Here is a 22,673-nt window from a genome sequence, read left to right as displayed (position 1 = left end):
CCCCGCCCTATCGGCACGTGCTAATCCTACCGTGGCAGTGTATTACCAAAGGGTGCCTGATGACGAGTTTCCAGGATCGCGAGCGGGCAGAGGAGGCCAAGTTCGTGCATGATGCCGACATCCAGTTCCGCATTCAGGCCCGCCGCAACCGCCTTCTGGGCGAATGGGCGGCCGAGCGCATGGCGCTTTCCCACGCGGAGACCGAGGCTTACGCCAAGGCCGTAGTCCAGGCCGATTTCGAGGAAGCCGGTGACGAAGACGTGATCCGCAAGCTCATCGGCGACCTTACCGCCGCTGGCGTGGACACCAGCGAAGCCGAAGTGCGCACCGCGCTTGAGGCCAAGCAGGTCGAAGCCCGCCGCGCTTTCCTCGGCTGAAGGAACCCCGCCATGGCTATGTCCGCAACCGAGATCGAGGCGCTCATCCGTGAGGCCCTGCCCGACGCTCAGGTCGAAATCACCGATCTCGCCGGCGACGGCGATCACTACGCCGCGCGCGTAACCAGCGCCGCTTTCGTCGGCAAACCGCGTGTAGCCCAGCACAAGATGGTCTACGAAGCACTGGGCGGCCGCATGGGCGGCGTGCTCCATGCCTTGCAACTTACCACCGCCGTTCCCAACTGACGTCGGTACGTTTCTGAAGGTTTCGAACAATGTCCGACGTCAACGCCCGCATCGGCGAGATTGTAAACAATAACGACATCGTCCTTTTCATGAAGGGCACCCCGCTGTTCCCGCAGTGCGGCTTCTCCAGCCGCGCGATCGCGATCCTCGATCACCTCGGCGCCACGTATGAGAGCGTCGACGTGTTGCAGGACATGGAAATCCGCCAGGGCATCAAGGCCTTCTCGGATTGGCCGACGATCCCCCAGCTTTACGTGAAGGGCGAATTCGTCGGCGGCAGCGACATCATGATGGAGATGTATGAAGCTGGCGAACTGCATCAGCTCTTCATCGACGCCGGGCTTGCCACGCAGGGCTGATCCCCCGCCACAAGCCAGCATCGCATTCACGAACGCCCGGGAGGAAACTTCCGGGCGTTTTTGTATGCGCGCAGCAGGACGACGTCCTGCCAGAGGCCCGGTTTCAGCGATTTCGGGGGAGAGGCTCGGGGAGACGGGGCCGGGAGACATTCGGCCCCGTCTCAGTCGAGACTACTCGGGGGTACGAAAGTATATAAGCACAAGGCGTGCCAAGTCCATAAATCGGCCAAATTCAGCCATTTTCACTTTTGCGCCCGCCCCTTCGGGAACGCCTGTTGTAAAGATCACCGACAATGGTTGCCGGATATGGTTGCCGCCGTGGCGACGAATTGCCGCCCTGCCGACCCCGGCGGACAATTCGGCTTGCCAGCCCCGCGCGCGCGCGCGAGGCTGGGGCCATGGATACATCACCGCCCAGCGATCAACCGATGCCGCCAGACGGCCCGAAAGTGATACCCGCCTCCACGCTCGTCATTTTTCGAACTTCGGCTGAAGGACCGCCCGAACTCCTGATGGTCCAGCGCGCCAAGGAAATGCGCTTCGCCGGCGGTGCGGCGGTGTTCCCCGGCGGCCGGGTCGACGAAGCTGACCGCGAACTGGCCCGCGCCATTCTGCCCGACGAACCCATCGAGATCGCCGCAGGACGCATCGCCGCCATTCGCGAGACCTTGGAAGAAACAGGGTTGATGGTGGCCACGCATGCACCCGTCACCGCCGCAGAAGCGGCCGAGGCACGGCGCATGCTGCTTGAAGACGGGAGACTGGCGCCCGTGCTCGATCATTTCGGATGGCAGCTCGCGCCCGAGCGGCTCGCCTTCTTCGCGCATTGGTGCCCGCCATGGGAAGGCGCTTTCGACACCCGCTTCTTCGTAATCGACCTTGGCACCGGCGCGGTCGATGTGCAGGTGGACGCCACCGAGAACACCCGCCTGTTCTGGGCCAGCGCAGCCGAAGCGCTCGCCATGGCCGACCGGGGCGAGATCTCGGTGATCTTCCCGACCCGCCGCAATCTCGAACGCCTGGCCGGCTTCGCCTGCCATGCCGAAGCGCTCAGCGACATCGCGAGCCACCCGGTCCGCCGCATTCATCCCCGGATCGAGATCCGTGACGGGGCCGAGTGGCTGACGATCCCGGCCGACCGCGGCTACCCGGTGGACGGGCAGCCGAGAGCGACCGCACAACGCGGTTGAGCGCGCGCCGTCAGGCCGGCGCGACTTCCACTGCCGGGCGGGCGATGCGCCCCCCGGCGGCATAAAGACCCAGCAACATGGCCACCGCGAAGAAGCCAGCCATCGCCATGATCGCGCCGTCGTAGCTGCCGCTCGCCGTGAAGACCTTGGCCGAGCCGATCACCGAGAATGCGATGAACGGCAAGCCGATCAGCGTGTTGAGCCCGAAACCACGGCTGTAGCTCGCCTGCCCGAAGGCATCCGAAAGGCCGCGCCCAAGCGTCGGGATCGCCCCTGCCCCGTGCAGGCCGATCAGGCCGATCACGATGGCCGTAACCGCGAAGGGCGGGTGCAGCAGCAGCAGACCCCACAGCAGCGCACAGTCGAAGCCGATCAGCGCCAGCGAACGGCCGCCACCGAGCCGGTCCGCGATCCAGCCGAACAGGATCGAACCGGCAATCCCCACAAGCGACATCAGCGACTGAAGCAGCGCCGATTCGGCACGGGTGAAGCCCCAGGACTGGCCCATCGGCACCAGCAGCGAGCCAAGCATGACCGAACTGGCCATGCTGGCGATGGCCGCGAGGCACATCGCCCAGAAACGCGGGCGGCCGAGCAACTGGCCAACGCTGAGCGAGCCGTCCGATGTCCGCTTGCCGGCCGCCACCGGGGCGACCGTCTCGCCGCCCGGAGGATGGTCGATCGCGAAGAGACTGGCAGGAACCAGCACCAGAGCAATAGCAGCGGCGATCGCAAAGTAGATCGTTTGCGCGTCGAAGACCCGCAGCCCGCGCTCCGCCAGCCAAGGGGTGATCGCGATCACCACCGGCAAGTGCACAAGGCCAAGCGCCAAGCCCCGGTTGCGGCCGAACCAGCGCGTCACCAGCGTTGCCGGGGCGATCGAGCCGGCAAGGCTCATCGCCGGGCCCAGCAACAACCCGTAAGCAACGAGATAGAGCACATAACTATGCGTCAGCCCCAGCAGCGCGAAGCCGCAGGCTGCCAGCAGCGCACCGATCAGCATGATCAGCCGAAGCGAAACCTTGGCGATCAACACCCCGACGAAAGGCGCCAGAATGGAGGAGCCGACCAGCACCAGCGGAATACCGGCAGCTGCCGCCTCCGCGCTGATGCCGAGGCGCTGCTCGGCGGGCGCGAGCATGATGCTGAAGGCGCCCATGATCGTGCCGATCACGAAGTTATGCGATAGTCCCGCAATCACACCCATGCGCTTTGCCAGCGGATGGTTGGGGGATGCGTCCGTGAGCATGCCCCCGGCGTTGTCGGCATCCAGTGCCATTACTCTCTCCCGACTCGCCGGCTTGTTGCCGGGCTGCTTGCCTTTGGAAGAGGGGAGCCTAGGCGCTCACCGCCGCGTGGCGAGCGTGTTCACCAGCGGTGCGGCAAATACCGCCGCAGCGAAGCGCCGTGTACTGGGAAGGTGATGTCGCCCGGACGGAGTCTACGTCCTAAAGCCACTCGACCGTGGCAAGTCCGTGCTGGCGCAACAGATGATCGACGACCGGCTGATAGATGGCGCGGTCGAACTCGATTCCGGCAAAATCACGGTCTACCCAACGCACTATGCCGGTCAGGCCTTCAAGCCCCTGCGGGCGGATCACCACGCGGGTACCCACGCGAAACAGCAGCCCGCGTACGCGCACGCAGCACCCCTGAGCGGAAATGTCGGAAATCTCACCCTGATCGCGCAGCCCGTTCTGCGTCCGACACTGTGCTGTCAGCGAAATGGCCCGACGATACGCCTGCCGAGGGAGATCCGAGGAAGACATGTCGGAAATCTAGCACGTCCACGGTTTAACAAGTGTTAATCGCCGGACAAGACCGAATATCGGCAAGAGTTTCTTCAGAAAACCACATCAATAAATTGATATTTAAAGAAACTTTAGAGGCTGTTACTGGACCTCAAGGGGGCGGCGGGCACTCCAGCCAAACAGCGCGATTACCGCATAGCACAGCGCCGGCAACACCAGAGCGAGCGAGAGGCTACCGCTGCTGTCAGCAAGGACCCCGGTCAGCGGCGGGATCACGGCACCGCCCACCACCATCGTGCAGATCACGCCGGAGCCCTCCGGCGTGCGCTCTCCCAACCCTTCGCAGGCAAGGCTGAAGATCGTAGGGAACATGATCGCGTTCGTCAGGCCTGTGGCAAGGAACGCCACGCCCGCGACGGTGCCGGTGGAACCCACCGCGATCGCGAGCAGCACCACGGCGCCGATCGCGACGGTCGCCAGCGCCTTGCCGGCACTGACGTAGCGCAGCGCCCATGAGCCCACGAAGCGCCCGATCAGCGCCCCGCCCCAGTACCAGGGTAGCAGCGTGCCGGCCGTCTGCGGATCGAGCGAAAGCACCTGCGACTGCCCCATCCAGCTCACCACCAGCGAAGCAATGGCGTTCTCGACGCCGACGTAGAGGAAGATGCAGACTGCGCCGAAAGCGAAACGCGGGCGCAGCAGGAGGTTGAAGCTCCGGAAGATCGGCCCACCCTCACGCTTCTCACCCGGGATGCGGTTGCGGTTGAACCATACGGCCGCCGTGATGACCGCAAGGGCGGCGGCCACCATCAAGTAGCCGTGGGCGATGGCCTGCGTCGCGGCCGAGCGATAGGCCTCCAGTTCCGCGCCCGAAAGCGCGGTCTCGTTCACGGAGGCCAGCCCGCCCAGCATCAGCACGGCGCCGAAATGCGGGAAGACCGTGGCGCCGAGAGCATTGAATCCTTGTGCGAAATTCAACCGCGACGATGCCGTGCGCGATGGCCCCAGGAGCGAGATCAGCGGATTGGCGACGACCTGAATCAGCGTGACTCCGCTCGCCAGCACGAACAGCGCGAGGAGGAAGAGCGCGAAAGTCGCTCCGGTGGCGGCAGGTACGAAAAGCAGGCACCCGGCCAGCATCGCCAGCAGCCCCAGCGCTGCGCCGCGCATGTAGCCGATGCGTTTGACCAGTCCGGCACCGGGCACGCTCAACACGGCATACGCTGCAAAGAAGGCGGTATTGACGAGCATCGCCTCGGTATAGTCGAGCACGAAGATCGCCTTGAGCTTCGGCATCAGCACGCCGTTAAGCGCGGTTACGCCGCCGAATATGAAGAACAGCGCGAAGACAAAAACCTGAAGTCCCGGAGCATTGATATGGCCGGAACTGGCGACTTCGGCTCCCGGATCGGCGTCAGGGTCAGTGCTGGTCGGAGCGAAATCCTTCAGGGCCATGGACGCCTGCCTCGAATTGGAGGGATTCGTTTCTGGACTCCTGTCTGCGCATTTAGCGGTCGGCGGGCAAGTCTTTGTTGCCGGGGCGTTCTTTTGCGGTGCGCTGGCGGGCTACTCACCTGACCTCACCTCACCCCTATCCCATCCCGCTCAGGCTGAGCTTGTCGAAGCCCCCGCGGGCGTGGCGCAAGGCCTCCATCCTTCGACAGGCTCAGGATGAGCGGAGTGGAATGGACGGGAGTGGAGGAAGCTAATCTACTCAGCCGCCACCGGCTCCCCTGCAGCCTCGGCCTGCGCCGCCATCCGGCGCGCCAGCACCGCACAGACCATCAACTGGATCTGATGGAAGAACATCAGCGGCAGGATGATCGCCCCCACCTGAGCAGGCGGAAACAGTACCCCTGCCAGCGGCACGCCGGTCGCCAGACTCTTCTTCGAACCGCAGAACAGGATCACGATCCGGTCCGCGTGGTTGAAGCCCAGCACCCGCCCGAGCACATTGCCCACCACCATCACGACCGCAAGAATCCCCAGCGACAGCGCCGCGATCAGCCCGAGTTCGGCCAAAGTCACCTTCTGCCACAGCCCTTCGAGCACGGCCGCACCGAACGCCGTGTAGACCACCAGCAGGATCGAACCGCGATCGGTATAGCCCACCAGCTTTTTGTGCTTCTGCACGAAGCCGCCGATCCACGGCCGCAGCAGATGCCCGGCGACGAACGGCAGCAGCAACTGGACGGCGATGGCGATGATCGGATCGGTCGAGAAGCCCTGCGTCTTGCCGGTGATGAACACCGCCGTCAGCACCGGGGTCACGAAAATCCCAGCAAGGTTGGAGAACGAGGCACTGCACACTGCCGCTGCCACATTGCCCCCGGCAATAGCGGTGAAGGCGATCGATGACTGCACCGTCGAAGGCAGCAGCGTCAGGTAGAGCACGCCCATCGCCAGCGAGGGCTCCAGCCCCGGTATCGCGCTGACGCCCAACCCGATCAGCGGGAAGATCCCGAAGGTCAGGCTCGCCACGGTCAGGTGCAGCTTCCACGCCCGCGCCCCGTCGAGGATCGCCTGGCGCGAGAGCTTGGCGCCGTGAAGGAAGAACAGCAGCGCGATGCCTGCGTCCGCCGCGCCGCCCGCGATCCCCGCCCACATGCCGCGCGCCGGAAGCACCGAGGCAAGACCCACGGTCGAGATCAGCAGCAAGAGATAGGGATCGATGTTCAGGCGGGCGAGAAGGCGGTTCATACCCGCCCCTCTAGGACTTCGCGGCGCGCTGCAAAAGCCCCTGCTTTCCGGCCTTTGCATGCCGAGCCTTGCCATGTATCCTGCACGGCACCGCCCATCCCCCCGATGGCGGCCTCCTCACGGACGTGCGACCGGGAGAACAATATGCAGCCCAAGGCTCGACTGGACAAACTGTCCGCCATCCGATTTCCCGGAGCCGGAGACGAGCCCGGTTAGTGCCCCAGTCCCGGACCGGCATGCGACTGTTGCACGCCGCCTTACTGAATGCTGGGGGTGGTCTTCGCCGCCTCGCCGGTCGGGCGCGGCCGGATGCCTCCGAACAGCAGCGCGGCACCGCGCGCATAGGAGACGTCTTCCGGCACCACGCTTTTCGAACCGCGCGCCATGCTGAGCATCTCGATAGCCAGCTTGAGATCCTCGACGCCGAGGTCCGAATGGACCTGATCCAGAGCCTTGGCCGTTTCCAGCACCATGGCAATGATGCGATCGAACGTCGGGCCAACCGATTCGACGAAAGCCGCCAATCGCCCCTCGTCGAAGTTCATGAAGACCGGCATGTGGACGGCGAAAGCCCGGCTCTGACTTTCGAGGAAATCCTCGAAAAGCGCGGGATCACCCTTGCGGGTCTCCACTTCGGCCAAAGTGCGGAACACCTCGAATTCGATAACCGCCATGATCAGCGCCTCGCGGTCGGCAAAGTGGCGGTAGAGCGTGCCCCGGCCCAGCCCGGCCACCGCCAGAACGTCCTGCAAAGGCGCGGAAGGGCCCTTCGCGGCAAAAACGAGCGCGGCCGCCTCGATCAGATCCTGTCGATGTTTTCTCGCGTCGGCGCGCATGATTCTCCGTCCCCACGCCCATTCTCACCCTGGTGGTCCCATACCATGCCGACACAATTTGGCAACGCAAGCGGACACCCCTTGTCCGCTTACCGCAACTGCGATATGGACGCCGCTCAGAGCCCCCCGAAACCAGCTCATGGTGAAAATTTGTCTTCCAAAATCAGCAGGCTGCGCCACGTTGCGCTCCTGAGTGCCTTCGTCCTCACTGCGTGCGGTGGCGAACAAAAGCAGGGCGAAGCGCCCCCGGTTGCAGTGGAATCGATGGTGATCCGGGCTCAGCCCGTCCCCAATATCGTCGAACTGCCGGGCCGCATCGAAGCCGTGCGTTCCGCCGAAGTGCGCGCGCGGACCGACGGTATCGTGCTGCGCCGCCTCTATGACGAAGGCGCCTTCGTCACCGCCGGCACGCCGCTGTTTCAGATCGATCCGCGCGATTATCAGGCACAGGTCAAATCGGCCTCCGCCTCGCTCCAGCGCTCGATAGCGGCGGAGCAGAACGCCCGCTCGATCGTGCTGCGCTATGGCCCGCTGATCGACGAACGCGCCGTTTCCGCGCAGGAATACGATCAGGCGCAGTCCGATCTCCGCCAGGCTTCCGCGCAAGTCGCCGAGGCCCGCGCCGCGCTGGACCGGGCCAAGCTGCAATTGGGCTACACCACGGTCGATGCGCCGATTTCGGGCCGCGTTTCCGCCGCCGAAGTGACCGAAGGCGCGCTCGTCAGTGGCGCTTCGGGCACACTGATGACGCGCGTGGACCAGACGAGCCCGGTCTATGCGGTGTTCTCCGCCTCGAACGCCTCGATCCTCGACCTGCTTGCCAAAGTCCGCAACGGGGAGTTGAACCTGCCCGCGCTCGAGACCATCGAGGTCAAGCTGGTGCTGGAAAACGGGCAGGAATACGGTCCGGTCGGCCACCTCAACTTCACCAGCCCGGTGGTCGCGCCCGAAACGGGCAGCCAGACCGTACGCGCCACGTTCGTCAACAATTCGCAGGGCCTGCTGTTCCCCGGCCAGTTCGTGCGCGGCCGCCTCAGGCTCGGCACGCTGGAGGGCGGCATTCTCGTGCCTGCCCGCGCCATCCAGTTCAGGGGCGATGAGGCGCAAGTCTCCGTCATGGGCAAGGACGGCACCGTGACCGCGCGCACTATCCGGCTCGGCACCCTGCTCGGCAAGCAGTGGATCGTCACGTCGGGCCTCCGGCCGGGCGAGCGCATCATCGTCGACGGCTGGGCCAAGCTGCACCCGGGGCAGAAGGCAGTGGACGCGGCACAAGCGCAGAAGCCCGCCGCGCAGCAGCCCCAGCAGGGGCACTGAGGCATGAACCGCTTCTTCGTATACCGGCCGGTCTTCGGCTGGGTCATCGCTGCATTCATCGCGCTGGGCGGCCTGATCGCGCTGCTCAACCTGCCGATCGAACAGTATCCCTCCGTCGCCCCGCCGGCGCTCAACCTTGCCTACACGTACACCGGCGCCGATTCCGAAACGCTCGACAAGAACGTCACTTCGGTGATCGAGCGCGAGATGAACGGCATCGACGGCTTCCTCTACATGAGTTCGGCCAGCCGCTCGAACGGCACCGGGCAGATCACGCTGACGTTCAAGTCAGGCACCGATCTCAATGCCGCCCGCGTGGAGGTGCAGGATCGCCTCAATCGCGCGGAATCCCGCCTGCCCGCCGAAGTGCGCGCGCTGGGCATTCAGGTGACGGACAATACCGCCGGCTTCCTGATGGTGCTGGGTGTCTCGTCGGGCGACAATTCACTCAGCCCGCTGGAGATCGGCAACTACACGAACAACAACATCGTCAATGAGATCCGGCGCGTGCCGGGCGTCGGCGATGTCCAGTTGTTCGGTTCGCAATATGCAATGCGAATCTGGCTCGATCCGGTCAAGCTCACGTCCTTTTCGCTGACTCCCGGCGAAGTGCTGAGCGCGGTGCAGGAACAGAACAGCCAGGTGGCCGGCGGCGGCATCGGCGAGCAGCCGATTTCGCAGGAGACTGAGTTCACTGCCAAGATCGTGACGCGCGGCCGCTTTTCCACGCCCACCCAGTTCCAGGAAATCATCGTCAAGTCGAACCAGGACGGTTCGACCGTGCGTCTGGGCGACGTCGCCCGCGTCGAACTGGGCGCCGAAAACTACACATTCAAGGCACGCCTCAACGGCAAGGAAATCGCCGGCATGGGCGTGCAGCTTGCCTCGGGCGCCAATGCCGTGGCCACCGCCACTGCGGTCCGCGCGCGCATGGCGCAGCTTCAGGAGAACTTCCCGCCGGGCATGGAATGGCACGTCGCTTTCGATTCGACGCCGTTCATCAATGCCTCCATCGATTCGGTGATCCACACCCTGGTCGAAGCCATGGTGTTGGTCTTCCTCGTGATGTACCTGTTCCTGCAATCCTGGCGGGCGACGATCATCCCCGCCGTGGTGGTACCGATCGCGTTGCTCGGTGCCTGTCTGGGCCTGCTGCTGTTCGGGTTCTCCATCAACACGCTCTCGCTATTCGCCATGGTGGTGGCGATCGGCATCCTCGTCGATGACGCCATCGTCGTGGTCGAGAATGTCGAACGTATCATGACCGAGGAGAATCTTCCGCCTCGCCTCGCCACGATCAAGGCGATGGGCCAGATTCGCGGCGCGATCATCGGCATCACGCTGGTGCTGATCGCGGTGTTCATCCCGATGGCCTTCTTCCCCGGATCGACCGGCGGCATCTACCGCCAGTTCTCGGTCACGCTGGCCGTCTCGATCTTCTTTTCGGCGCTGCTGGCGCTCACGTTCACCCCCGCGCTCTGCGCCACCCTGCTCAAGCACCACACGGATGCGCCCCACAACGCCGAGCCTCTCGCGGGCTGGCGCGGCGCGCTGCCGCGCTTCTTCCGCTGGTTCAACGACCGGTTCGGCCGTGCCACCGACAACTACACCCACCGCGTCGGCGGCATGATGCGCGCGCCCGTGCGCTGGCTGGCAGTCTTCGCGGTCATGGCGGTGATGACCGGGCTGCTGTTCACGCGCCTGCCCGGCGGCTTCCTGCCGGACGAGGACCAAGGCTACTTCATAATCAACTTCGACGCCCCCGTCGGCGCCACCATGCAACGCACACAGGCGGTGGTGGAGCAGACCGAGGCGTTCCTCAAGAAGCAGCCGCAAGTGCGCGGCGTGGTCTCGCTGATCGGCTTCAACTTCTACGGCCAGAGCCAGAGCGCGGCGCTGTCCTTCGTCGATCTCCAGCCCTGGGAAGACCGCAAGCACTCGGACGACAAGGTCACTTCGCTGATCGGCAAGACGCAGAAGTTCGTGTCCGGCCTCACCGGCGCCACGGTCTTTGCGCTCAACCCGCCGGCGATCCAGGCGCTCGGCAATGCCACCGGCTTCTCGATGAAGATCGAGGACCGCTCGGGCACCGACCGCGCCGGGCTTGTCGCCGCGCGCGATGCGATCATCGCCGAAGCCGCGCAGAACCCCGTGCTCGCACAGGTCCGTCCTGACGGACAGGGCGACGCGCCCCAGCTCTATGTCGATATCGACCGGGTCAAGGCACGCGCCATGGGCCTGTCGATCAACGACGTGAACCAGACGCTGGCGATCAGCTTCGGCTCCTACTACGCCAACGACTTCACCCGCGACGGCAATACCCTGCGCGTCTATCTGCAGGCTGATGCCAATGCCCGCATGACGCCGGACGACATCATGGCCCTGCAGGTGCGCGGCAGTAACGGGCAAATGGTGCCGTTCAGCGCCTTCGCCCGCGCGCAGTGGGAATCCGGGCCGATCCAGGTGGAGCGCTACAACGGCTATCCGTCGCTGACGATCTCGGGCACGGCCGCCCCCGGCCAGTCCTCGGGCAAGGCGCTGGAGATCATGGAAGAGATCGCGAACCGGCATCTCTCGGGCAATTTCAGCTTCGAGTGGACCGGTACCGCGTTCGAGGAAAAGCAGGCCGGCGGACAAGTCGGCGCGCTGCTGGGCCTCTCCGTCATCGTCGTGTTCCTGCTGCTGGCGGCGCTCTACAATTCGTGGGGCATCCCGATCTCGGTGCTGATGGTCGTCCCGTTCGGCATCCTCGGCGCCGTGGTCTTCACGCTGCTGAGAGGATTGTCGGCCGACGTCTACTTCAACATCGGCCTCATCACGATCATCGGCCTTGCCGCGAAGAACGCGATCCTGATCGTCGAATTCGCGATCGAGGACGAGGACGCGGGCAGATCGCCAGACGATGCCACCGTGGAAGCGGCGCGCCAGCGCCTGCGGCCGATCCTGATGACCAGCCTTGCCTTCATCCTCGGCATGGTGCCACTGGTGATCTCGAGCGGCGCGGGTGCGGCCAGCCGTCAGGCGGTGGGTACCGGCGTCATGGGCGGCATGATCGCGGCAACCCTGCTGGGCGTGTTCTTCACGCCGGTATTCTACAACTTCGCACGCAAGCACCTTAGCAAACGACGCGACCCCGAAGGGGAAGACGCCATCTGGCTTGAACAGAACAAGCGGGAAGGAGGCGAACATGCGTAAGCAGGCCCTCCTCCTTTCCGCCGCGATCTCCACTGTGCTGTCCGGGTGCAATTTCGCGCCGCAGTACCATCAGCCGGTCGCGCCGGTTTCGAGCAGTTTCCCGAATGCCCCTTCGCGCGAAGAACTCACGCCTCTCGCCACCGAGCTCGGCTGGCGCGAGTTCTTCCGCGATCCGCGTCTCCAGACGCTGATTGCCACTGCCCTCGATCGCAACCGCGATCTCGCGCAGTCCTACGCCCGCATCGACCAGGCGCGCGCGCAGTACCGCATCCAGGCCGCCGACCGCCTTCCCGCGGTCGGTGTCAACGGCACGGGTACCCGCCAGCGCACACCGACATCGGTTCTGGGCGCGACCGGGCAGACGACGGGCGCCGACCTGCCGAACGGGATCGACTACTCGGAATTCGACGCCAAGGTCGGCGTGACCTCGTTCGAGCTGGATCTCTGGGGCCGGGTGCGCAACCTCACCGATGCGCAGCGCCAGTCGTGGCTGGCCTCGGTCCAGGGCGCGCGCGCCTTCCGCATCTCGCTGATCTCGCAAGTCGCTGCCACGTACTTCGACATCCGCAGCGGAGAGGATCGCATCGAGCTTGCCCGCCGCAGTATCGACGTGCGGCGCGAAGGCGTGCGCATTGCCAAGCTGCGGCTCGACGCGGGCGTTACCTCCACGGTCGACTACGATCAGGCGGTCCTGCTTCAGACGCAGGCCGAAAGCGAACTGGCCGATCTCCAGCGTACGACAGAACAGGCGCGCAACCTGCTCGACGTGCTGGTTGGCGGCCCGGTCGAAGCGACGCTGCCCACCGGCCTTGGCCTGTCCGACCAGCTCCTGCCGATCGCACCGGGCCTGCCCTCGGACTTGCTGATCAACCGGCCGGACGTGTTGCAGGCCGAACACAACCTGCGCGCGGCGGACGCCAATATCGGCGCGGCGCGGGCGGCGTTCTTCCCGAAGATCTCGCTGACCGCCGCCTTCGGCTTCGCGTCCACCGGACTGTCGAGCTTGTTCACCGGCGCGAACCAGAGCTGGAGCTATGGCGGATCGGTGGACCTGCCGATCTTCGACTGGGGCAAGCGCGAGGCGGAGCTGAGGCTGAGCAAGGCGCAGGCGAAGGAACTTACCGCCGCTTACCAGAAGGCCGTGCAGACCGCGTTCCGTGAAGTCTCCGACGGCCTCGTCGCCCGCCAGCACTACGCCGAGCAGATCGAGATCCAGCAGCGCACGGTAGAGGCCCAGCAACGCCTCGCCCACGCCGCGCGCCTGCGGTACGACAACGGCATCTCGATCTACCTCGAAGTGCTGGACGCCGAGCGCAGTCTGTTCTCGGCCAACCAGACACTGATCCAGCTGCGCGCCACCGAATTGCAGAACGCCGTCAGCCTCTACGCCGCACTGGGCGGCGGGCAGGAGGAAATTGCGCAAAAACCAGCGGGCGAGCAGCCGGAGCAATAGCTTTGTAGCTGAGGTCCGGATCACCCTGTTCCGCCGGGCTTCGTTCGACCTGACAGATCCCGCGTGGACCCGCCCCATACTGGTTCTGGCCGCGCGAATACCATTAGGGCGTAGGGATCAGCCATCCCTGCGCCCTATTCATTTCGCCCCGTCATGCGTGCCGAGTGCCTCCTGACCGGCAGGGTATCCGGCGTTGATGAGACTTGCCGGACCAAGGAGCACCTGTCTGTCGAGGGGCGCTCACGCCCGCGCGAAACGGTGTTAAATCGCGAATCGCCATTCTCGGAGTGATAGCGGTATCGCAACCGCCCCTCAGGCCACATCATCGATCATAAATATCTGTAAAATAGCGATTTAACGCTACACCAAAAGGCCGTAACGGCCCGCCCCGTTGACTTTCATGTCCGACAAATATAATTATCTTATAAATAAGACAGCAGTCTATCGGGAGGGATACGTGTACCTGCATCTTCGCAACGCCTTGCGTGCGTCCAGCGCGCTCGCCATCGCGCTTTTTGCCCAAACCACTTTCATCGAGCCTGCCTTTGCGCAGTCGACCAATTCCGGGGCGGCCGACGCGGCAGCTGACCAGAATTCGGGCCAGGACTCGAACAGCGACGCCATCGTCGTCACCGGGCTGCGCGCTTCGCTGCGCGACGCCATCAACGCCAAGCGCAACGCCACCGTCGTCACCGAAACGATCAGCGCGAAGGACATCGGCGTCCTGCCCGACGTTACCATCGCGGATTCGCTGGCCCGCCTGCCGGGCGTGACGGCCACGCGCGATCGCGGCAATGCCAGCCAGGCTGCCGTTCGCGGCCTTGGCCCGCGCCTCGTGCTCGGCCTCATCAACGGCCGCGAAGTCGCCTCGTCGGAGCCGGACCGCAACGTTCGCTGGGAAATCTATCCGTCCGAAATCGTCTCGGGCGTGACCGTTTACAAGTCGCAGCAGGCCGATCTGATCGCCGGCGGCGTCGCCGCCACGATCGACATCCGCACCGTGCGCCCGCTCGACTACTCGGGCCCCGCGCTCACCGTGCGCGCCGGCGCGCTCTACAACGACGGCGGCAAGGACATTCCGGACTACTCGGGCTGGGGCTCGCGCGGCAGCGCGCAGTATGTCGGCCGCCTGACCGACAACCTCGCCGTGGTCGTCGGGGGCACCTTCCAGCGCCAGAAGAACGGCTTCAACTCGTTCCAGGGCTGGGGCTACAACACGGTCGACACCGGCAGCCCGCCGACCCTCAATGGCGAGCCGATCAACGCTCCCTGGGGCGCGCAGACCGAGGTCAACGGCCTCAAGGAAACCCGCTGGTCGACCACCGGCGCGTTGCAGTGGAAGCCGACCACCGAGTGGGACATCAACCTCGATGTCCTCTATTCCAAGGTGAAGATCGACGAGAACCAGGCTCAGCAGTGGTACGGCCGTTCGAACGGCTGGGGCGACTGGGGCGGCACCATCGGCGGCCCGGACGATATCTATCAGGACGGCAACTACACGCTGTCCGGCAACACGATCACCGGCGCGACGCTGAACAACTTCTCCTCGGTCACCAACGCGATCGCCAAGTACACCGAGGACAAGAACCTCTTCGTCACCGGCTTCAACGCCAAGTACGACGATGGCGACTGGACCGCGAAGTTCGACGCGTCCTATTCGCGTGCACGCCGTGACAACACCTGGGGCGCGATTTACACCGAGTCCTACCCCGACACGACGACGTTCTCGACGGGCCGCAACGTGGTACCGACGGTCTCCGTCAGCAACAACCCGGGCGACATCACCAACCAGACGGTGCCGAGCTACTTCGCCGGCCAGTTCGACGGCCCGCAGCGCCTCCAGGACGACCTCGGCGCCGCGCAGTTCGACGCCTATCGCCACCTCGACAACGGCTTCTTCACCGGCTTCGGCGTGGGCATGCGCTATTCGAACCGCGTAAAGAGCTATCACGCCTCGACCGCGGCGGTTTCGACCAACACCGGCGGCGATCTCTCGATCGATCCCACGCAGCTCACCGAGTTCTCGGTCGGTACCTTCAATGTGCCCAACCTCATCTGGGGCAACTACAAGGATCTGGCGGCCGCTTACCTCACGCTCGCCGATCCGGTCGAGGACCAGTCCCAGTACTGGCGCGTGAAGGAGGACAACTTCGAAGGCTACGTGATGACGGACTTCAAGGGTTCGTTCTTCACCGGTAACCTCGGCGTGCGCTTCGTCAACGTCTCGACCCATTCGGACGCGATCTCATCCGTCACCTCGTGGGACGATGCTCTCCAGGAGAACGTCACCACGACGGCGCCGATCCGCGAGAACAACACCTACTTCCGCGCGCTGCCGAGCCTCAACCTCAACTTCGACCTGACCGACACGCTCAAGCTGCGCGCCGGCATTGCCCGCGTGATGTCGCGTCCGCCGCTCGACGAGCTGCGCGCCAACCTTGCGCTCAGCTACTTCCCGCCGACCAACACCGGCTCGGGCGGCAACCCGCAGCTCAAGCCGTTCATGGCGAACCAGGCGGACCTCTCGCTTGAGTGGTACTTCCACAAGGATTCGCTCTTCGCGCTGGCGGGCTACTACAAGGATGTGTCGAGCAACATCGGCTACACCCAGACGCAGCAGATCATCGGCGGCAACAGCTACCAGATCACCGCGCCGGCCAACGGCAAGGGCGGCCACATCGCCGGCGTCGAAGGCACGATCCAGACCCCGTTCTACTTCATCGGGCTCAACAACTTCGGCATCTACGCCAACGCCAGCTACGTCGATTCGAACATCAAGGAACTGGCACCCGCCAGCAATCCGTTCCCCGGCGTCGGCCTGACCAAGTTCACCAGCGAGGTCGATCTCTGGTACTCGGCGCACGGCATCGATGCCCGCGTGGCGCTCAAGCATCACAGCCCGTACACCGTGATCTACGGCTGGGATTCCTCGCAGCTGACCCGCCTCGAATCCGAGACGACGCTGGGTGCGAGCATCTCCTACGCGATCAACAAGAGCATCTCGGTCCGCCTCCAGGCCAACAACCTGACCAACCAGGCAGCGCGGTTCTACTGGAACAACGATCCCGACCAGATCGCCCGTTACGAGAAGTACGGCCGCAGCTACCTCGCGGACGTCACCTTCAAGTACTAACACCGATCACGGTTTGGGCCCCGCCTCCATCGGGGCCCGATACCCGGCCTGCCCAAGCGGGCCCAACCTCGAAAAGGGGCGCCACTCCTCCCGGCGCCCCTTTTTTCTTGGCCTTTTCCCGGCCCTGCTTCAGCCCGCACAAGGTGACACAGTTGACACTGTTGACACGGTCCTGGCCCAAAACCGTCACCTTGCGCCGCGCCTGTCACCTTGCATCGAAACTGTCACCTTGCGGGCGGCGCCGAGGCGCAGGCCCTCGTCCCACACATCGGCGAACTCCTTCCCCAACCGCGCGCGCAGACGATAGGCGGACTGGCGGCTCATGCCGACATGCCGGGCCGCCGCAGCGACCGAGGTCGTGCGCGCCAGCGCATGCAGAAAGGTGAGGATCTTCGCCCGGGTCCACCGATAGTCGGCATTGGAGCGGCGGGACTTGGGAGCGGCGCTGTCTGTCGGGATCATGCCCGCGAAATTATCGCAGCGGCCTGCCTGTAGGAAAACGGAATATGCGGATCGCAAAACGCGCGCCGGGTGCCCCGAAGAGCCACCCGGCGACGTTGGCCTTCACCCCGCGGCAGCCACGGAGGCCGGAGCCCCTGCCCTGTCACGCCGCGCCATAGCGAATTGCATGCGCTCGTAGAAACCGATCAGAGCCAGCGACACCACCGCCACAACCGCGCCCAGCAGCATATCGATCAGATAATGCGTGCCCTCTACCGGCGTGGACAGCAGCATCGCGACATTGAGCGCCACGATCGGCCAGCGCATCGACGGTATGCGCCACGCCGCAACGATGTAGAGCACCGCCGCCGCCGTGTGGAAGCTGGGCGCCGACACGATGCCGCGCAGCTTCGCCAGATCGACGATATGCACGCTGTGCGCCCGCAGCGCGGGGATCAGGCCGGACTGCCAAAGCTCGCTCTCAGGCATGTAGGGGATCGAGCCATGCCACAGGTGGGAGAACGGCCCGACCGCCGGCATCAGGCTGAACACGGCCAGGGTAATGACCGCCGCCAGCCAGAACCCGGCAATGAACCGATAGGCCTCTGCATGCTGCCCGGCCCGTGCCTTGGCCCATAGCAACAGCGCGGGCGTGACATAGATGCTGCGATAGGCCGCCGTCCCCAACAGTTGGAGCACGGGATGGGCGGCCACCGTGCGGTACCAGCCCAGCCAGTTGAACCCCAGAGCCTCATCCACGCGCTGCAAGGCGACATCCGCATAGCCGTGCGTCAGCGCCGCCACCGGATAGCTCGCGGTGGCGCCCATCAGCGAAATCAGCGTGAACAGCCCGGCATATTCGCAGAAGCGCGCGACCGGCACCGCGTGCTGCCACGCCGTGCGCGGCAGCCCGAAACGCAGCGCCAACAACACCACCCCGGCGGCATAGTACGGCAGATTACCCGCACGCCAGGGGTCGATGTGCAGCCCGGCGGCATGCATCAAGGCAGAGAGCGCGAACAGGCTGAGCAGCAGCGCGGTCAGGAAATGCCGCGTGATGGACGGCCCGGTCTCTCTCACGGCGGCCAGCGCGGGCGTAACAAGCTCATCGGCCATTGCTGAATCCACGCCTGCGGTGGAGGGCACGGGCCAGGACGGCTGCATCAAAGTCATTACGGTATGTCCAGGGCAGGTATGAGGGCAGACGGCGACGTGGGTGGCGACCAGCCCGAGTCACGCTTAAGGATGGATGAACCGGATACTCGAAGGCGCTCGAAACCGGCAGCTGAAATGTATGTTGGGGGAAACCGGGCGCTTCGGCAAGACCGTGTTGCAGTTCGTCCGGCGCATCGGGGCGATGCCCTCCGACATCCCTTTCACAACCCTGACGTTTCCGGATTTTACCGACCGGCGCATCGGCAAGTGCGCGCGCCGAACATACCGGAATCCGCGCCTTTCCGGGCAAGAGCAGTCCGGCCGAAGCCAAAGTTCATGAAATTTTTGACATGTTCTGTCCGCCTGCACTTCAACTGCCGAGAGATCCAGAACTGACGCCATCGGCGCTGCGCGGCCATGCGTTGACGCGCTGCGCGAATTGCATGCCCGGCTCCACGGAGTAATCGATCCGGCGAGATGCAAACCGGCCTATCGCCGCGAAGCCTGAGTGCCTCACGGCACGATCGCCATGCGCGTGTCCGCTCGCTACCGCGACGTCGCGAATAGCTGTTGGCGACGGAATCACCCCCTTCACCCTCACCTTCGATGTGGCGGATTGCGTCTCGTCGCCGCCGATTGTCGTCATCGCCGAACACATGCTTCAAGACGCTTCGCTGAGCACACTTTGATGCCGCCCACTCAGGACTGCCCCGCTTAGGACTGCCCTGCCGAACCCTCTCCCATCCCCGTCATCCCCGCGAAGGCGGGGATCCCGCTTGTTCTTGCGGCGGGGAAAAAAGGAAGCGGGGCCCCGCCTTCGCGGGGGCGACGGTGTTGTCAGGCCGCTCGCTCGTTACCAATATCCAACGCATTGGCACCGAGGCTTTGGCGCCCTACTTCGCGGACTTCGTGTAAGTCTTCGAGAGGAAGTCCATCACCGGCAGCACGTCGTGGCGCTTGAGATCGAACCACGCGGCGTTTTCCCAGTTGGAGCCGGTGCCCCAGCGCGTCTTGCACTGGGTCGAGACCCAGTCCGGCGCCCAGTAGACGACGCCGTTGCCGCCCGCATCGACCACCGTCTGCGTCAGGTCTTCCAGATACTTGAGCTGGCCCTGCGGGGTCGCCGGATAGCCCGGAACCAGCGAGTCCGTACCCAGCAGGTTGGGCGAGGCATCGGCGCTCTCCTCGGTAAAGGGATAGGCCGTCTCCACCACCATGACATCGGCGCCGTAGCGCTGGTGCGCGGCGGTGATCACCTTGCTCAGACCGGCGAAGTTATATTTCGACCACTTCGAATAGTAGCTGATGCCGATGATGTCGTAATCGAGCACACCCGCCGCCGTGGCATCGTCGAACCACGGCAGGACGTTTTCGGGCTGGGCGATGTGGAGCATCACCTTGATCGGCTTGCCCGCCGCCTTCGATGCCTCGCGCACGGCGGCGACACCGGCATTGATGAGGCGCGCGTTGCGCTTCCAGTCGATCGGCTTGTCCTTGGTGCCGCCCATGACTTCGGGGTTGGTCTCGTTGCCGACCTGCACCAGTTCGGGCAGTTCACCCGCAGCGTTCAACTTCGCGAGGACATCGCGCGTATAGTCATGGACCGCGCGGACCTGATCGTCCGTGCTCAGCCCGGCCCAGGCCTTGGGGGCGATCTGCTTGTCACCGTCGGCCCAGTCGTCCGAGTAATGGAAGTCCAGCAGAACCTGCAGGCCCGTCGCATGGGCACGGCGAATGGTCTTCAGCACGTCTTCGTAGTTCGAATAGTGCGTCCAATCCGGATTGTTCCAGATGCGCACGCGCATGATGTTGCCGCCCTTCTGCTTGAGCAGCACGAAAGGATCGACCGGCTTACCGTTCTGGCGGAACACCGCCCCGCAATCCGCCATCTCGTTGGCGAAGGAAAGGTCGGCGCCAAGGTAGAGCGTGCGGCCGGTTTCGGCGGCATGGGCCTGTGCGGCGGTCAACAGCGCGGCGGATGCCAGCATGGTGGCCAGCACGGGGCGAAGGGACTTCATGGAACCGGTGTCCTTCAGGAGTGGAAGCTGAGATCGATCGATGCGGGCGCCAGCCCGGCGCCGGAGACAGTGACGCGTACGGCGCCACTTTGCCCCGTGCCTTGCACGATCGCTTGCGCGAGGCCGTTGAAGGCCTTGCGCGTGGTGCCCTTGTCAGGCTCCGTCGACGTCGGATTGCCGTTGCCTAGGCCGATGATCCGGCCCGGTCCGGAAACCGCGAAGCTGAGAGCATCGTCGGCGGTGGGGACGGGGTTGCCCGCCCGGTCGAGCACTTCGATGCGCAGCATGGCCGCATCCGCAATGGCAGCGGTGTAACGCTTGCGATCGGCGGTGAGGCGCAGCTTTGCGGGGGCTCCGGCGGTCATCCGCGTGTCGCTGGCCGCCAGACGGCCGCCGTTGTAGCCGCGCGCCTCCAGTTTGCCGGGTGCGTAAGGCACCTGCCATTCGAGATGGCCGTTGCGCGGCATCGGCTTGCGGCCAAGGCTCTTGCCGTTGAGGAGAAGCTCGATCTCCTCGCAGTTGCCGTGTGCCCAGACCGGGATCGCCTGCCCGTCTCGCCCCGCCCAGTTCCAGTGCGGCAGCAAGTGGACCAGCGGCTGGTCCGGACGCCACCACGCGCGGTAGTAGAAGTAGTTGTCCTTGGCGAAACCGCACAAATCCATCGCGCCGAAGTAGCTGGAAACGCTGGGGAACGCCGGATAGGGCGTGGGCTCACCGCGATAGTCGAACCCGGTCCAGATGAAGCCGCCGGCGATATAGGGCGCATTGGCAACGATGGTCCACCACTCCTCGGCGGTGGAGGCCCACCAGGGGTGTTCGGTGTCGTAGGCCTTCACGATATGGCGCGCGGCATCGTTCTCGTAAGCGCCGCGCGTGGAGACGGTGCTGCCCGTCTCGGTGCCGATCACCGGCTTGTTCGGGTGGCGTTCGTGCCAGGCCGGGATCTTGTCGGTACGGTAGTTGAAGCCAACCACGTCCACCGCATCGGCGGCGCCGCTGTCCCAGCCCTGGTCCATCGCCTGCGTGGTAAGGCGCGTGGGATCGAGCGCCTTGCAGCGCGCGACCAGCTCCGCCGAAATGCGACGGCCGCGCTCGGTGCCCTGATGGCCTTCCTCGTTGCCCACCGACCACAGGATCACCGAAGGGTGGTTGCGCGAGGAGAGGATCATCCGCTCCAGCTCGTCCATCGCTTCGGGATTGGTGGTGTTGAGCCGCGTTTCGGCGAGTATCATCATGCCCTTGCGGTCACACAGGTCGAGCAGCGCCTGCGCGGGCGGGTTGTGTGCGCTGCGCCAGGCGTTGACGCCCATCTCGATCGAGCGGTCCACCCGCCATTCGTGCAGCGCATCGGGGATCGCGGTGCCGACGCCCGCGTGGTCCTGATGGTTGCAGACGCCCATCAGCTTCACGTTGCGGCCGTTGATGATGAAGCCCTTCACCGCGTCGAAAGTGACGGTGCGCACGCCGAAGGTGGTTTCATAGCGGTCCACCGGTGCGCCATCGCGCAGTACTTCGGTGAGCAGCGTGTAGAGGTTGGGCGAAGCGGGAGACCAGAGCTGCGGCGCGCGGATGTGCAGGTCCTGCCCGATCTCGGTGCTGGCAAGCGGCTCCAGCGCAACCTGCCGGTCGTCCGCCCGTGCCACTTCCCGTCCGGCGCCATCGCGGATGCTCTGGCGCAGCGTGACGGCGGACTTGCCCTCCCCGGCATTGGCCAGCGTGGTCAGCAGCGACACCTCGGCACCGGCCGCGTCGATGGCGGTGCGCACGCACGTGCCCCACTGCGGCACGTGGGCCGCATCGGCGCTGACGAGGCGGACATTGCGGTAGATCCCCGCGCCTTCGTAGAACCAGCCCTCCCCCAGCGAGGCGTCCACGCGCAGGGCAAGCTGGTTGGGGCCCCCGTCATAGTCGAGGAAATCGGCGATATTGACGCGGAACGGCGCATAGCCGCTCTCGCTCCCACCGGCCTCGAAGCCGTTGACGAAAACCTTGCTGGCGCGGAACACGCCGTCGAATTCAAGCCAGACCGCGCGGCCCTTATCGGCGGCGCCGACCGGCAGGCGCAGGCGGTACCAACCGACGCTGTTCTGCGGGAAAGCACGGCCAATCGCCTTGAACCCATGCGCGGCGACGGCATCGGCCTTGTCCTCGGGCGCGGGCGTCGCTGGAGGCGCATAGGGCAGGTCCACCGCCCAGTCGTGCGGAACCGAGACTTCCGCCCAGCCGCTCTCGTCGAAGTCGGCCACGGCAGCCGGCGAGGTGACGAGGCCGGGCTTGGCGTAAGTCCGCTGGTTAATTCCCCAGTCGAAGTCCTTGCTCATGTCCGCCGCATGGCCGCGATGGAAGCGCCAGCCGCGATCGAGCAGCCATGTGCGGCGCGGGCTCGGCACGGCGACAGGCGTATTCTCGGGAAGAGCCAGAGCGGTCTGCGGCAGGCTGGCAGCGGCCACGCCCGCTACGCCCAACACCATGGCATGGCGACGGTCGGTACGCATTCCAGCG

Annotated in this window: 17 protein-coding genes; 8 read left to right on the top strand and 9 right to left on the bottom strand. The window is 65.1% G+C overall.

Going from position 1 to position 22,673, the window contains the following annotated elements:
• Window positions 1-59: 59 nt before the first annotated feature.
• From AC1VVM_RS07445 to AC1VVM_RS07430, 4 genes are all read left to right on the top strand, one after another.
• Window positions 60-377: a DUF1476 domain-containing protein gene (locus AC1VVM_RS07445; RefSeq protein ID WP_482903406.1), complete on the top strand. Its 318-nt coding sequence runs from the start codon at window positions 60-62 to the stop codon at window positions 375-377.
• Window positions 378-389: 12 nt separating this feature from the next.
• Window positions 390-623 (top strand): BolA/IbaG family iron-sulfur metabolism protein, encoded by a 234-nt coding sequence (locus tag AC1VVM_RS07440; protein ID WP_132389033.1) that lies wholly within the window; start codon window positions 390-392, stop codon window positions 621-623.
• 29 nt (window positions 624-652) lie between these two features.
• Window positions 653-982 (top strand): Grx4 family monothiol glutaredoxin, encoded by a 330-nt coding sequence (grxD, locus tag AC1VVM_RS07435; protein WP_132389031.1) that lies wholly within the window; start codon window positions 653-655, stop codon window positions 980-982.
• Between the two features lie 398 nt (window positions 983-1,380).
• Window positions 1,381-2,172 carry an NUDIX hydrolase gene (locus AC1VVM_RS07430; RefSeq protein WP_482903405.1) on the top strand — a complete coding sequence of 264 codons (792 nt, stop codon included), beginning with the start codon at window positions 1,381-1,383 and terminating at the stop codon, window positions 2,170-2,172.
• 10 nt (window positions 2,173-2,182) lie between these two features.
• Here the strand turns inward: AC1VVM_RS07430 and AC1VVM_RS07425 are convergent, their stop codons facing one another.
• From AC1VVM_RS07425 to AC1VVM_RS07405, 5 genes are all read right to left on the bottom strand, one after another.
• Window positions 2,183-3,451: an MFS transporter gene (locus AC1VVM_RS07425; protein WP_482903404.1), complete on the bottom strand. Its 1,269-nt coding sequence runs from the start codon at window positions 3,449-3,451 to the stop codon at window positions 2,183-2,185.
• 169 nt (window positions 3,452-3,620) lie between these two features.
• Window positions 3,621-3,941, bottom strand: coding sequence for a PilZ domain-containing protein (locus AC1VVM_RS07420; RefSeq protein WP_482903403.1), 321 nt, complete (start codon window positions 3,939-3,941; stop codon window positions 3,621-3,623).
• A gap of 123 nt (window positions 3,942-4,064) precedes the next feature.
• Window positions 4,065-5,378, bottom strand: a complete 1,314-nt coding sequence (locus AC1VVM_RS07415; protein ID WP_482956252.1) for a sugar MFS transporter — start codon at window positions 5,376-5,378, stop codon at window positions 4,065-4,067.
• A 255-nt stretch (window positions 5,379-5,633) separates the two neighbouring features.
• The gene (locus AC1VVM_RS07410) at window positions 5,634-6,623 is read right to left on the bottom strand and encodes a bile acid:sodium symporter family protein (RefSeq protein ID WP_482903401.1); all 990 of its coding nucleotides are present in this window, start codon (window positions 6,621-6,623) and stop codon (window positions 5,634-5,636) included.
• Window positions 6,624-6,880: 257 nt separating this feature from the next.
• Entirely contained in the window at window positions 6,881-7,459 is a 579-nt protein-coding gene (locus tag AC1VVM_RS07405; RefSeq protein ID WP_482956251.1) for a TetR/AcrR family transcriptional regulator, read from the bottom strand.
• A gap of 264 nt (window positions 7,460-7,723) precedes the next feature.
• Between AC1VVM_RS07405 and AC1VVM_RS07400 the strand changes: the two genes are divergently transcribed.
• The 4 genes from AC1VVM_RS07400 to AC1VVM_RS07385 all read left to right on the top strand — a co-directional run bounded on the left by AC1VVM_RS07400 (window position 7,724) and on the right by AC1VVM_RS07385 (window position 16,557).
• A complete protein-coding gene (locus tag AC1VVM_RS07400) occupies window positions 7,724-8,776 on the top strand; it encodes an efflux RND transporter periplasmic adaptor subunit (RefSeq protein WP_482956250.1) in 1,053 nt (350 codons plus the stop codon).
• A 3-nt stretch (window positions 8,777-8,779) separates the two neighbouring features.
• The gene (locus tag AC1VVM_RS07395) at window positions 8,780-11,971 is read left to right on the top strand and encodes a multidrug efflux RND transporter permease subunit (protein ID WP_482903399.1); all 3,192 of its coding nucleotides are present in this window, start codon (window positions 8,780-8,782) and stop codon (window positions 11,969-11,971) included.
• Window positions 11,964-13,424: an efflux transporter outer membrane subunit gene (locus AC1VVM_RS07390; RefSeq protein WP_482956249.1), complete on the top strand. Its 1,461-nt coding sequence runs from the start codon at window positions 11,964-11,966 to the stop codon at window positions 13,422-13,424. Before AC1VVM_RS07395 ends, AC1VVM_RS07390 begins: the two co-directional genes overlap by 8 nt.
• A gap of 457 nt (window positions 13,425-13,881) precedes the next feature.
• A complete protein-coding gene (locus AC1VVM_RS07385) occupies window positions 13,882-16,557 on the top strand; it encodes a TonB-dependent receptor (protein WP_482956248.1) in 2,676 nt (891 codons plus the stop codon).
• Between the two features lie 186 nt (window positions 16,558-16,743).
• Here the strand turns inward: AC1VVM_RS07385 and AC1VVM_RS07380 are convergent, their stop codons facing one another.
• The 4 genes from AC1VVM_RS07380 to galA form a co-directional block, all read right to left on the bottom strand.
• Window positions 16,744-17,019, bottom strand: coding sequence for a LysR family transcriptional regulator (locus AC1VVM_RS07380; protein WP_132389009.1), 276 nt, complete (start codon window positions 17,017-17,019; stop codon window positions 16,744-16,746).
• 102 nt (window positions 17,020-17,121) lie between these two features.
• Complete coding sequence (locus AC1VVM_RS07375; RefSeq protein WP_482956247.1) at window positions 17,122-18,114, bottom strand: phosphatase PAP2 family protein; 993 nt, start codon at window positions 18,112-18,114, stop codon at window positions 17,122-17,124.
• Between the two features lie 932 nt (window positions 18,115-19,046).
• Entirely contained in the window at window positions 19,047-20,171 is a 1,125-nt protein-coding gene (locus tag AC1VVM_RS07370) for a glycoside hydrolase family 53 protein (protein WP_482956246.1), read from the bottom strand.
• 14 nt (window positions 20,172-20,185) lie between these two features.
• Window positions 20,186-22,666 carry a beta-galactosidase GalA gene (gene galA, locus AC1VVM_RS07365; protein WP_482956245.1) on the bottom strand — a complete coding sequence of 827 codons (2,481 nt, stop codon included), beginning with the start codon at window positions 22,664-22,666 and terminating at the stop codon, window positions 20,186-20,188.
• Between the last annotated feature and the right edge of the window lie 7 nt (window positions 22,667-22,673).

The organism is Novosphingobium sp. BL-S-33 (genome assembly GCF_056857025.1).
This window is presented reverse-complemented; position numbering and strand designations above follow the sequence as displayed.

Bases quoted from the DNA above. Each gene is read 5' to 3' on its own strand.
- AC1VVM_RS07445 (WP_482903406.1), top strand. From the start codon at position 60: ATGACGAGTTTCCAGGATCGCGAGCGGGCAGAGGAGGCCAAGTTCGTG.
- AC1VVM_RS07440 (WP_132389033.1), top strand. From the start codon at position 390: ATGGCTATGTCCGCAACCGAGATCGAGGCGCTCATCCGTGAGGCCCTG.
- grxD (WP_132389031.1), top strand. From the start codon at position 653: ATGTCCGACGTCAACGCCCGCATCGGCGAGATTGTAAACAATAACGAC.
- AC1VVM_RS07430 (WP_482903405.1), top strand. From the start codon at position 1,381: ATGGATACATCACCGCCCAGCGATCAACCGATGCCGCCAGACGGCCCG.
- AC1VVM_RS07425 (WP_482903404.1), bottom strand. From the start codon at position 3,451: ATGGCACTGGATGCCGACAACGCCGGGGGCATGCTCACGGACGCATCC.
- AC1VVM_RS07420 (WP_482903403.1), bottom strand. From the start codon at position 3,941: ATGTCTTCCTCGGATCTCCCTCGGCAGGCGTATCGTCGGGCCATTTCG.
- AC1VVM_RS07415 (WP_482956252.1), bottom strand. From the start codon at position 5,378: ATGGCCCTGAAGGATTTCGCTCCGACCAGCACTGACCCTGACGCCGAT.
- AC1VVM_RS07410 (WP_482903401.1), bottom strand. From the start codon at position 6,623: ATGAACCGCCTTCTCGCCCGCCTGAACATCGATCCCTATCTCTTGCTG.
- AC1VVM_RS07405 (WP_482956251.1), bottom strand. From the start codon at position 7,459: ATGCGCGCCGACGCGAGAAAACATCGACAGGATCTGATCGAGGCGGCC.
- AC1VVM_RS07400 (WP_482956250.1), top strand. From the start codon at position 7,724: ATGGTGATCCGGGCTCAGCCCGTCCCCAATATCGTCGAACTGCCGGGC.
- AC1VVM_RS07395 (WP_482903399.1), top strand. From the start codon at position 8,780: ATGAACCGCTTCTTCGTATACCGGCCGGTCTTCGGCTGGGTCATCGCT.
- AC1VVM_RS07390 (WP_482956249.1), top strand. From the start codon at position 11,964: ATGCGTAAGCAGGCCCTCCTCCTTTCCGCCGCGATCTCCACTGTGCTG.
- AC1VVM_RS07380 (WP_132389009.1), bottom strand. From the start codon at position 17,019: ATGATCCCGACAGACAGCGCCGCTCCCAAGTCCCGCCGCTCCAATGCC.
- AC1VVM_RS07375 (WP_482956247.1), bottom strand. From the start codon at position 18,114: ATGGCCGATGAGCTTGTTACGCCCGCGCTGGCCGCCGTGAGAGAGACC.
- AC1VVM_RS07370 (WP_482956246.1), bottom strand. From the start codon at position 20,171: ATGAAGTCCCTTCGCCCCGTGCTGGCCACCATGCTGGCATCCGCCGCG.
- galA (WP_482956245.1), bottom strand. From the start codon at position 22,666: ATGCGTACCGACCGTCGCCATGCCATGGTGTTGGGCGTAGCGGGCGTG.